Genomic DNA, 9,630 nt, shown 5'->3' on the forward strand with positions numbered 1-9,630 from the left:
CTAATCATATCAGACGCCTCCTAGGGTGTTGGTTTGTCATAAGATTAGTATTCCTAGGATTTAGGTGTCTGATTTTGTTATTTTATGGAATTATTTTTAAATCACTACATTACTTGTAAAGTGGTGTTCTTTTTTCATCTAACACCATATATTTTACATTGTACTACCATATAATTAACATTTCGTCATTAACCTTTATTTTCCTGCTTTTCTTTCAGAATTCATAATTCCAGCCACAAAATAATAGCACAACTTACCAGTATATAATCATGTTCATTACTTTTGTAACTATTTACTCTACATCCCTTTTGCTAAATTCAAATTTATATTCATCTCTTATCCCCGCCTTCCTCATTATCTTCCATAATTGCAGTTCTTCTCCTTCTTTCTCTAATTCCTTAACTGCCCATCGAATCCTCCTTAACCTGAAGTCGTGATTAGTCTCTTTAACAGAATCCAGGTATGCTTTTGTCTTTGGAAGTTTATCTAAATGCTTTTCAAGCAAGCCTCTTATGCCCAATTTACTGCCAATTAGACTAATGGTAATTCTTTCAGGCTTTTCATCCGAATTCAGCATCTTATCAACTATTCCTTTTATCTGAGATAATATCTCATTATCTCTTTGATTCCAATCAACTCTGCTGTTTACAGCATTAGCCGCTTTTCTATCAGGCGAATTCTGGTTCAACCATTCCCTGTCATTTCTATAAAGCCAGGCAAACAAAGCCTTATCAATCTGCCGTAATTGCGTTTTTCCCATTTCTGGATATTGCTTTCTTAATTCCTTCCACTTTTCTCTGTAGTAATCCTTGTCTAAACTCATTGAAGAATAAATATTCCCATCATTATCATATACACTATCGACCTCATCCCGCTTTTCCCAGTAAGTAGTTAGTCCAAGTTTCTTAGCATACTTCTTAACTGTATTAGGGTCTACTCCTAGTAACCTTGCTGTTTCTCTTAAACTTAACTTTAGGTCTACTAATTCTTTGAGCCTCTCCTCCCATACTTGCCCAAACCTTTTTATCCTTCCAAGTCTATATCTTGCATCCTCAGACTCATCTGGCCCACTTCTGGTATAAACAAAACCGCAAGTACATGAAAAAGTCCCAACAGGACATTTTGAATCTGTACTGTGTGAGACCTTTAAATCAAAAACAACTGGTTTCAGATAATGGTCTGCCGCTGCATTCAGACAAGGCCACGGTCCATCCCCAAAAGGCTTATATTCCAGTTTCTTATTAAATAAATTGTCAATTGTAATCCCAAGAAATCTAGCCAAAAGCAAATGTCTGATAGGATGAGCAGTCTTGTTTTTCTTCCTTATCATATCCATTAGCCAATTTGAATCGTTATCTACATCAACCCTGGACTGAACAATTTCTAAAAATTCTTCACCATAATAATGAATAAACTCTTTTATAAACTCCTTTTGATGCACTTTTCCGTTTGAAGTTGCAAATCCCATTTCCATCATCTTTGCAAGATACTGCTTTTTATACCATTCTATATTTCTCTTTTCAAAATCGCTGTTAAGTAAAACCTGAGCATCCTTTGCAAGCCTAATCAGTTTTTCAAAAACATCATCAGAGTATATTACAGCAATACCGGGTTCTACACAGTTCTCTTCGCCAGCAGCCTTATATTCGTGTTTGTTATATCCCCTGACAGGCACCTGGCTGTCATATAAAGGAACATGATGTTTTGGACATATCAGTACGCCAGGGATTTGATGAACTCTATGCCAGTATAATTCTCCATATCGCAATTTATCTTCCTTAACACAAACAGGGCAGAACTTAAAATATTGGTTTAATACAATGGAACTGGCCATAATTCCAGTCCGGCTATATATGCTTCCTCCATTTTCCCCTTTCATTGATTCAAAAACTTGTTCTGCACGCTCAGGAGGCAAGAAGGCAGAATAGAATGGAAAAAGCGTATGGCTTTTTATGAGATATTCTTCTGTATATCGGGAATTAAGGGGCATATTATTAACAAGGTTCTGTATATTGGAAGGCAGGTCCATCACCGCTGTTACGGAAGTTGAACCGAAAAGGTCTCTCATTGTTGCCTTATAACTTGTATTCCCACTCCGCACATGGTATCTTGCAAGAATGCTGTATAATACTTCATCCTCATAAGGCACAGGGAAAAACGTCATCATTATGTGCTACACCGCCTTGAAAAAATCATTTTCCACTTGCTTAATAAGTCCTTTTTCTTTTAATGATTCATAGGCTGATTTTTTATTTTTCCTGCCTTCCTCTACAATAAACCTTATATCATTTTCATCCATCTTATTTGGTTTACTCTTTTCTTTTCGCTTTGGTTTATCATTGGTTGATAACATCTGTACTGCTTTTATTACAATCTCCGAAACTTCAAGACTTTCTTCACCATCGAGAACCTGCTCTACTGCTTTTTGAGCCTTTTTCGCATCAATATTTAAGTCTAATAATTTTAAAATCGCCTGTTTTTTCCTGGAAAGGTTCACTTCTTTTTCTTTTTCCTTCTGCTGCCTTTGGAGCATCTTCATCCTCATATCCCAGTCTAATGATTGTTTGCTTTTGTCCACAAATCCCAGAAAATCAATGTCTACAGTACAAATATCCTCATACTTGGCGATTTCTTTAATGTTTCCTGATTTTAAGGCTTCCAGCATGGGGCGGACCAATTTCAAATTATCTTTTGCAACCTGCCTAATCAGATTTGCAGTGATATCCTCTCTCCCTGAAAGAATAGCCCGTATTTGTGACATCGCATAAAGTTTTACTGCAATGTCTATGATGCCTTGTGACTCCTCATAGAGAACATCATTTAATTCCGGTGTTAATGGTACTTCCTTTTTGGTCCACTGATAGTCCCAAAGTGCATTGATTAGCAAATCCCAACTTTTATCTTTGCTCAACCTCTCCCAAACCATATCTCCCTGACCGCTGCCGCGCCTTGCCTGACGAAATTCCGATTGTAAAACCGATAATGCTTTTGTGGTACCGATAAGTAAGACAGGTACACCAATGGTATTGACAAGGGTGACAAAAAAGTTAAGCATCTTCTCATCCCCACCGCTTTTCGCCCCATTTAAATGCTGAATCTCGTCTATGACCAATACGCCTAAGGCTGTATTTCTGGCTATCTGAGACATAACGGAGAGCATAGTATCTACCGTATTCCTGCCTACCCCAAATTTCTTATGATAGTCTGTACCTAACAAGTCATCTACCTTATGGAAGAACTCGATACACAGGCCTTTCAAGGAACCATCAAAAGGACAGTCCAACTTAAGCCAAACCAGTTGGTACATACTAAAATTGGTATTATTATATTCTGAATGTACAATTATCTGGGGATAAAGAGATAATACACGGTTGATAGCAGTTGTCTTACCCATTCCACTTACACCTATAATAGTAAATCCCGATGCAGTAGTCCTGAAGGATGCGTTGCTGCTTAACTCCCATTTCATGCTTTGTATAGCCTTATATCCGTCTTGTAGGCTTTCAGCATAGGAAGGTTTATATGGGTTACGTGCCAGGTATCCCTGCCTTATAACCCGGCTTATCCTGCTTTCAAGGTCAAGATGAATACTCAACGGCTGAAAGCACTGGAACAACCGCTGTACCATATGAATGCGGTAGTGGTCATCCAATCGTCTTTCCTCTGGATTATAGCGGGGATATAGAGATAGTTTCTCCACTACCTCTTCCTTAGAGTAAACCGGTGGTAGTGCTTCAATAAATGGATTCCCGCTATATTCAGGTATCAACTGTTCCTTGTATTCTGCAACTACAGCATTAGCACCGTTAGGTATTATTACTTTATTCATGGATTTTTTTCAAAGCCTCCTTTTGTTTTCTTATCAAAAGGCTTATCGTATCATTCTCGTCCACCTCTTCCTCCTGCTCTGCCCTGCTAAACGGTATAACTGCTGCATTACTTCCTGTTTCTTTTTTATCCAGTTCGAAGGCTTCCTTCTCCCTGTTTAACATCTTTTCTAATCTCCTGTTGTTTCTAATCCCTTTTTTGCGCTTCGAATCGCTTTCATTTGATTTTTCTTCTTTAAAAGATTTTTCTGCCTCTTTTGCAATACTTTCGATTTCAGTAATTAAATCAACCTTTGCCTGCAGTTCCTTATCTTCTGCAATTTTTATTTGAAGTTTCTCCTCTTCAAGAAGGTATTGAATTTCCTCAAGATTTTTATCTTTATACCTATCCTGGTGTTCCAGGAGAAAACATTTCTCGAAGTCCATGCCATTTTGCTCCTTGATATAAATAAAGTTCATATTGCGGGGGTCATAGGAAACATCAATCTTCCATGTTCCTTTATTTCTCGCCTTTTCAAACCATCTCTCCTTAAGAGTTTTTGGTGAAGCATAATACAAGCCTTTGAATTTTATCCCCTTTGCCGTTACAGTTGCTGCATCTGAGGGCATAAGATTTAGTTTAACGATATCCTCTGGTACACTCCGCAATTTTCCCGCACAGTTTGCAATCCCCCAGTTCCATATTTCCCGTGGAATACATTCTACTTCATCAGCAACCATCATCTCTTCCCTGTCATAGTTTTTAAGATGGTACTGGTTATTATGGTACAGGGCACATTTTATGATTATCTGTGTAAACTGGTATATATCCAATTTGGCATCCAACCTGTAATCCCTGTCGCCACGCTCTCTCACATCAGGGTCAACAGTACCAGGCAAAAGCGGTTTTACCCTTATATTAGTAATTCTTAAATGCTGTTCAATAACTGCTTTCCAGTCTGCCCGATATGGGGGAGTATTCTGTATCTTTACATGTAGAGCATTAATAAGGTTTTCAACATTCTTGCCTTCAAGTTCCCCTCTGTCCGCCAGAATAGCCTCTGGCAAGTGATGGACAGGCCAGTCCTTTTCTTCAATATCTATTCCATACTCCTTGCAAAAGGCAACTTTGTCGGACGCTGCATTTGCAAGAGCCATCATAGCCCCTATCCAACTTGGCCCCTCTAAGCCAACATAAATACCAACAACCATCCTGCTGAAAACATCTATAACCCCGTAAATTACCGGTCTTCCAATTATCCAGTTCCTGTTATAACGGCTCACAAGATAAATGTCACCTACAGTTGCATCAATCTGATAGATACTTCCTGGCGCAATTGCTTCGGAAGTTGTATTGCCTAAAAGTGGTCTATACTGCTGCTCATATTTTTTACTGCTTTGTCTGGATGAAATTTGCTTTTTTAAATTGATATTCTTATAATACCAGTAACGGAATTGGGCATATGTAGGCACCTCTCCTATGGGTTTTATTACAGGAACTCTTATGCCGTTTTCTATCCTGAATTCATCGCTGAAGAATTCTTTTCTCATCAGTTCATATGCAAGTTTAAGGGAATTTTTGGCGCCTGTATGATAGTATTTATTGATAGCGATATTAAATATCTTTTTTACTTCTTCATCTACATTGATTCCCTCACCCACCAGTTCCGCATTTTTTCGTCTGCGCCCACGCTTTTTGTCTCCTGCCCGTCTTTCTTTACCCGGACCTCCACATAAATAGTAGTCCGGAAGCAAAGCGTTCTTTATTTTCCCTCTCTTCCAGAATCGTTTAAGGTAGTTTGAAACAGTTTTTTCATGTAAGTTATAAATAGACGATGCTTTTAAAACAAGTTCTCTCCGTTCTTTCTTATAAAAAATCACAGGCTCAAGCGTAACCAGTTCCTTAATTACTTCCCATGCTCTATCCCGTATTTCTTTTGATTTCTCTGATAATTCTCCTTCATCAACAACCTTAACAAATGGGTCGCTATCCAATAAACCTGCAATCCCCTGCTTAATGCATTCTTCAATATCAGATATACATCTTGGGAAAGGACTTTCATTTGAATATATGTTTATAACATATGCAAGGTTTTGCTGCCTATCAAGCCACAAAATCCTTTCTACACTTTCTTTATCATTATCCTGTCCCCATTTGATTAGTGTATTTACTGCTATCATAGTATTCTCACCCTTTCTGGTAAACTCTGCTTTATAATTTCTATACTTTGGGTCGAATCATTAAGGTCGATTTTTTTATTCATGTCCACCATTATCCTTTTAAGGGCAATTAAACGCTTGAATATGTACACCCCTGACCCTGTATCTAAATTAAACAACCTGTCAAATTGGGTAGTGAAATTTCTAATCGAAGTACTGTTCCCTGCCAATTTTTCAACAAAAGCATTGCAGTAATAGTCAACCTCTTCATCTGTAAATCCTCTTTCATCAGCAGGATATAAGGATGAGTGAACCCATTCTATATTCTTTGCTTTAACCACTGGAATCTCTTTTTGCGTTACTATTCCCCAATCAATATTTTGGCTCTGCCAGTATCTCCTCTCTATTTCCAGCCTTTCTAATGCTGTCTTCCGCTCAAGTTCATAATCTGCTTTAAGACTTCTGGCAACATATGCTATTTTGCCATTTGGTTTTTTCAAGGTTATTAAAAATGATGTGGATAAAATGTATGGCGTTCCTGTATCTTTGTCTTTAAATAAATCAAAATTTAAACCAGCCTTGTTTTGTATTACTTCTTCACAATGAAACAAGGGGTAATGTTCCCTGATATCTAAAACATCATCCTCCCATTCCAACAGGTAAAAATATCGTGTCTCCGAATCCGTAAAAAAATGATGAATTCTTTTTGTTTTCCATCCAAATACACGTGATACCCTGCCTTTGCTTGGAAAATCCTGTACAGTAAGCCAGGGCTTGTAATCCTTGCCTTCCCCCTGTCCTCTTCCTTCCTGTATCCATTTTTTTAATTTATTTTCATCCCAATCTATTTTCCGTTTAGCCATGCAGATACCTCCTGAGTTAGGAATTAAGTATAAAGGATTACGGAACAAAGGAGAATGATATTGCAATGTAATTCATCCACCACTTCCTTAAGTCCCTTACCCCTTGCCTCTAAAACCTTTTTTATAATAAAACTCTTATCCCTTTTCCCTTATTCGCCTATTCCCTGAAAAACAAAAATGCCACTGACTACAGTTGGACACCTTTATTAGGTGACTGTGTCAATGGCACTTAGTCCATTTCCCTTGAACCTATTTCCATTATATCATGGACCGACTTTATTTTAAACGTAAAATCTGACTTGAAATAATATGCAGTAGTCGGATAAAATTCTGTGTAACCAACATAAGGAGGTATTTTATGAGGCATAGTGTTTTTTTGACTATAAAACTGGTAATTCTCATGAGCATGTTTTTGTTACCATTTACCATTATTACAGAAAATATGTTTATCCGCTTTATTGCAGGCTCCCTGCAAGGTATATTCCTTATTATGCTTCTTTCTTTTACCGTAAAGGTTCAATCATACTTTAAAAAAGATAAGAAATATTAAAGCAATAAGAAAAAGGTTTTGGTAGGCTTAAAATCTACTAAAACCTTTTTACTATAGTCCAGTATATTCAAAAGATTAAATGTATCGTGCTGTCCTTTAACATTTCTAAAAATGCTGCATTATCTATCAATTTGTCTTGCTCCTCAATTGAATTATCCTGTTTTTTTCTCGTAAATTTTATTCTCCTCGTCTGCCTGTAACTGTCCACAAAAGCATCAATATTTTCTTCGTTTATATACCCAAGCCTTGTCCATTCATAAATCAAAAAGTCATTCGATTTGAAAGTTATGGAAGTATTGCTCCTGTCTTTAAATCGCTCATCTCTATAAAGCATTTCTTTAGCCTTAGAAACAAATTCATAGGTATCCCTGTCACTGCTGAAGATAGTTATAATATCAATGCTTCCACTGTAATAATAGGAAAGGATATAACTTAAAACGGCAATAGATATCTCTCCTGCATTCTTCTTCTGAATTCTTCCGTTTGAAAGTTTTCTTTGGTCTAGTCCCTCTTCATAAAACACGCTAAGCCATTCCTCATAAGGGTCTAAATCCTCTATAGGCCTATTTTTTAAGATGTTTTTCTTGATAAAACTAACAAGCCTGCTCACATTGTAACAGCAGTACAGGAACAGATAGTATAATTCTGCTTCTTTGTAATCCACCAATGTTAAATAATCAACTTCATCTATAATTTGGACCTTCGAATAATGTTTTAAATCATTTATGTAACTTTTTCTATTTTCGCTATCACAAACCTCAGTCCATACCCATTGGGGGATAAGAATAATGTCATACTGGCTAAATATCTTTTCAGGGCTGACGTTCTTGCGTACCCATGTCAAAAATTCAACAGAGTTATTATCCAGGATGCAAACTTTGAGAGACATGGCCGTGGAAAGGTATTTTTTTAATTCTTTTATGCCTTCTCCTTTCATTTGGCAAGTCCCTCCACTCCTTTTTTAATTTTATTCTTTAGCGTGAGCAGAAACTGATAATTATCTTTATGATGGGAGACATCTGGGTTTTCTTTCATAACAATTTGTATTTTCTTCTCCAACCCACCTAAACTTACAACATATGAGGGTTTCACTAACTCTGCATCCAATTCCAAATCTATAAATTTTTGCACTAAGTTCTCAGGTTTATTATCAAAATGCTCAAGAATTTTTTCTTTTAAATCCAAATCATTATATTTTGTAACGGCTTCTTCAAATAGTTCTATCAGTACTGCCTTATATGGTGCCTTATATACATCCATGCATTTTATAACTCTGTCAATAAAATTTTCATCATCTAGTGAATAGTAGTAGTCGTACACATTGCCAAAAATCATTTTTGCAGCAAAATAATCTGCTCTTCTCTCATTCAAATCCATATCAACAGCAATATTATGGGTCTCATCCATTAAACTGAGGTCATAGAACAAATGATATATTTCATGCCATGCAACAAAATATTGGTAGACACGGGGCTGTGCTGTATTGATAACTGGTATTTTAATACTTCCCTTTGTAATAATAGCCCCGCCCCAATACTCATCATCAATAGGAATCTGGATTAAATGCTTCTCTTTTAATACCGAAAAAGACAGTTTATCCTGTCCCGTTACCCTCGACTTATTAAATCTGACTGTAAAATCATTTGTTAATCTTAATATATCATCTTTAATCAGGTTATTTTTTTCAATAACCTGCTCAAGATTATTACTCGTTATTAATTCCGACATAATCTGCACCTTCTTAATTGTAATACAGTTCGCACATATGAACTATATCTTCTAGAATACCAAACATCTCTTGAGCATTAGGTTTCAGGACATGATTCTCTGGAGCATTGTCAGACAGAGCAAAAACAAGTTCCTTTTTTGTATTATACTTTGGAACATAGTTAAGTAATTGTTCTCCATCCATGCCCTGTGTTTCCAAGATTTTTCGAACATGAGTTTTAAATGTCGCAAGGCTGTCGACTTCTCCTTTGATTAATTTATCTAAAGTAGGTCTTGAAATATTGGTAAGTCTTGAGAAGGAAGACTTTGTATATCCATTGTCTTTAATGATATTTAATATATTTTTACCGATTAGTTTTCGATTTTCGAATAATAATTCCATGCTCATTTTTTACACCTCCCTCTATAATCTAACGAATTCTCTTAATTGCTTGCTTTTTCTTAGAATTTCACATTTCTCAAAACTTGCCACATGGATATAATGCTCATTTATGTATAAAACTGGATGGGCAAGGGTGACCTG

General features: G+C 36.5%; 8 protein-coding genes. 1 reads left to right on the plus strand and 7 read right to left on the minus strand.

The window, feature by feature from the left end:
* Positions 1 to 292: 292 nt before the first annotated feature.
* Genes AN619_RS13380 through AN619_RS13395 form a run of 4 tightly spaced genes read right to left on the minus strand, consistent with a single transcriptional unit; the run spans position 293 to position 6,829 of the window.
* On the minus strand, positions 293 to 2,167 hold the full coding sequence (locus AN619_RS13380; protein WP_068557760.1) for a TnsD family Tn7-like transposition protein: 1,875 nt from the start codon (positions 2,165 to 2,167) through the stop codon (positions 293 to 295).
* A 6-nt stretch (positions 2,168 to 2,173) separates the two neighbouring features.
* Entirely contained in the window at positions 2,174 to 3,829 is a 1,656-nt protein-coding gene (locus tag AN619_RS13385; protein ID WP_068557762.1) for an ATP-binding protein, read from the minus strand.
* Positions 3,822 to 5,987 carry a Mu transposase C-terminal domain-containing protein gene (locus tag AN619_RS13390; RefSeq protein WP_068557764.1) on the minus strand — a complete coding sequence of 722 codons (2,166 nt, stop codon included), beginning with the start codon at positions 5,985 to 5,987 and terminating at the stop codon, positions 3,822 to 3,824. The genes AN619_RS13385 and AN619_RS13390 overlap by 8 nt, the downstream gene beginning before the upstream one ends.
* The gene (locus tag AN619_RS13395; protein WP_068557766.1) at positions 5,984 to 6,829 is read right to left on the minus strand and encodes a heteromeric transposase endonuclease subunit TnsA; all 846 of its coding nucleotides are present in this window, start codon (positions 6,827 to 6,829) and stop codon (positions 5,984 to 5,986) included. The genes AN619_RS13390 and AN619_RS13395 overlap by 4 nt, the downstream gene beginning before the upstream one ends.
* 358 nt (positions 6,830 to 7,187) lie before the next feature.
* Here AN619_RS13395 and AN619_RS13400 point away from each other — a divergent pair, with 358 nt between their 5' ends.
* Positions 7,188 to 7,379 carry a hypothetical protein gene (locus AN619_RS13400; protein WP_014253649.1) on the plus strand — a complete coding sequence of 64 codons (192 nt, stop codon included), beginning with the start codon at positions 7,188 to 7,190 and terminating at the stop codon, positions 7,377 to 7,379.
* 67 nt (positions 7,380 to 7,446) lie between these two features.
* On the opposite strand, the gene AN619_RS13405 is transcribed toward AN619_RS13400, so the two are convergent.
* Genes AN619_RS13405 through AN619_RS13415 form a run of 3 tightly spaced genes read right to left on the minus strand, consistent with a single transcriptional unit; the run spans position 7,447 to position 9,495 of the window.
* A complete protein-coding gene (locus AN619_RS13405) occupies positions 7,447 to 8,316 on the minus strand; it encodes a hypothetical protein (protein ID WP_068557768.1) in 870 nt (289 codons plus the stop codon).
* Complete coding sequence (locus tag AN619_RS13410; protein ID WP_068557770.1) at positions 8,313 to 9,107, minus strand: ImmA/IrrE family metallo-endopeptidase; 795 nt, start codon at positions 9,105 to 9,107, stop codon at positions 8,313 to 8,315. Before AN619_RS13410 ends, AN619_RS13405 begins: the two co-directional genes overlap by 4 nt.
* A 13-nt stretch (positions 9,108 to 9,120) precedes the next feature.
* A complete protein-coding gene (locus AN619_RS13415; RefSeq protein WP_068557772.1) occupies positions 9,121 to 9,495 on the minus strand; it encodes a helix-turn-helix domain-containing protein in 375 nt (124 codons plus the stop codon).
* Positions 9,496 to 9,630 lie beyond the last annotated feature (135 nt).

Origin of the sequence: Thermotalea metallivorans (assembly GCF_001562415.1) — a bacterium.
In the GTDB taxonomy this organism is placed as follows: Bacteria; Bacillota; Clostridia; order Peptostreptococcales; family Thermotaleaceae; genus Thermotalea; species Thermotalea metallivorans.

Coding starts and splice junctions, on each gene's coding strand:
- AN619_RS13410 (WP_068557770.1), bottom strand. CDS start 9,107: ATGTCGGAATTAATAACGAGTAATAATCTTGAGCAGGTTATTGAAAAA.
- AN619_RS13400 (WP_014253649.1), top strand. CDS start 7,188: ATGAGGCATAGTGTTTTTTTGACTATAAAACTGGTAATTCTCATGAGC.
- AN619_RS13385 (WP_068557762.1), bottom strand. CDS start 3,829: ATGAATAAAGTAATAATACCTAACGGTGCTAATGCTGTAGTTGCAGAA.
- AN619_RS13390 (WP_068557764.1), bottom strand. CDS start 5,987: ATGATAGCAGTAAATACACTAATCAAATGGGGACAGGATAATGATAAA.
- AN619_RS13380 (WP_068557760.1), bottom strand. CDS start 2,167: ATGATGACGTTTTTCCCTGTGCCTTATGAGGATGAAGTATTATACAGC.
- AN619_RS13405 (WP_068557768.1), bottom strand. CDS start 8,316: ATGAAAGGAGAAGGCATAAAAGAATTAAAAAAATACCTTTCCACGGCC.
- AN619_RS13395 (WP_068557766.1), bottom strand. CDS start 6,829: ATGGCTAAACGGAAAATAGATTGGGATGAAAATAAATTAAAAAAATGG.
- AN619_RS13415 (WP_068557772.1), bottom strand. CDS start 9,495: ATGAGCATGGAATTATTATTCGAAAATCGAAAACTAATCGGTAAAAAT.